The following is a 1,212-nucleotide window of genomic DNA, read 5'->3' as shown; positions in this document are numbered from 1 at the left end:
TAATGCCCTCATTCAAACTCACTCTTGGAGTACCATTAAGTTAGACCGTAATGGCTTACAATTCTTTTATAAATATACCCTTGAACGCCAGTGGCAGTGGCTCGATATTGTTAAGCCCCCTCAAGTAAAACGTATTCCCGATATCTTAACTGCCGCACAAATTGCTTTTATGCTTAATCATACTAAACAGCACCGTTACCAAGTGTTCTTTTTAACTTTATACACTATGGGGTTGCGTCTTAGTGAAGCTTTACACCTGACTGTGGCTGACATTGATTGTAAAACAATGCGCGTTCATATTCGTGATGGTAAAGGCGGTAAAGATAGGCTAGTCCCCCTACCTGATAAAACACTTCAAGCATTACGTCTTTATTGGAAAACTCATCGTCACTCTACGCTGATATTTCCAGGAAAAGGGCTTGGTGCTAATACGCCAATGGATAAAGGCGGTATACAAAAGGCCATGAAAGCAGTATTAAAACACTGCAAAATCACCAAACATATCAGCCCACACTCTTTGCGCCACTGCTTTGCCACTCATTTACTAGAGCAAGGTCTCGATTTACGCTCATTACAGTTATTACTCGGTCATGGCAGTCTGAATACCACCTCAAAATATACGCAGCTAACGCAGATAAAACAGCATGACACTCAACGTCTCATAAACCAGTTAACGAATAATCTCATGCGTATCTCGGCGGCTTTATGAGTTGCTTTATTGAATTACTGCGTCATCATGAACATGATTTTCTACACCAGTATGAGAGTCAGCTTAATCACCCTATTCGACAGGCGATTAAAGCACTGCTTCGATGTAGAACCAGTGAGCAACATAAAATGAGTTGGGGCTGCGCTCACTGTCACCATCAAGCACAACACCCGCTCTCATGCGGGCATCGTCACTGCCCACAATGTCAACACCAAACAACCACACAGTGGTTGCAACGACAAGAGCAAAAGTTACTACCCTGTCATTATTTTATGGTCACATTCACCTTGCCATTTGAGTTGAGAGTATTGACGCGATATCAACCAAAAATTCTGTATCAAACTATGTTTAAAGTCGTCAGTAAGGTACTCAAAGGGTTTGCTGCACGACAGTTCAAAGCCGAGATTGGCTTTACTATGGTATTACATACCCACAATCGACGACGTGATTTACACCCTCATATTCATGTCATTATGCCATGTGGATATTATGATGCTCATAAC

At 41.8% G+C, this 1,212-nt stretch carries 2 protein-coding genes; both read left to right on the top strand.

What is annotated here, in order from left to right:
• Positions 1–709: tyrosine-type recombinase/integrase (locus BGP78_RS22495; protein WP_119863496.1), on the top strand; the 709-nt coding region annotated here is incomplete at its 5' end.
• Positions 706–1,212, top strand: a 507-nt coding sequence (locus BGP78_RS22490; protein ID WP_147386114.1) for a transposase zinc-binding domain-containing protein, incomplete at its 3' end; no start/stop codon positions are given. The genes BGP78_RS22495 and BGP78_RS22490, both read left to right, overlap by 4 nt.

Source organism: Pseudoalteromonas sp. MSK9-3 (genome assembly GCF_003590335.1).
Classification (GTDB): Bacteria; Pseudomonadota; Gammaproteobacteria; order Enterobacterales; family Alteromonadaceae; genus Pseudoalteromonas.
Note: the sequence above shows the minus strand (reverse complement) of the source record. Positions and strands in the feature narration are given on the sequence as shown.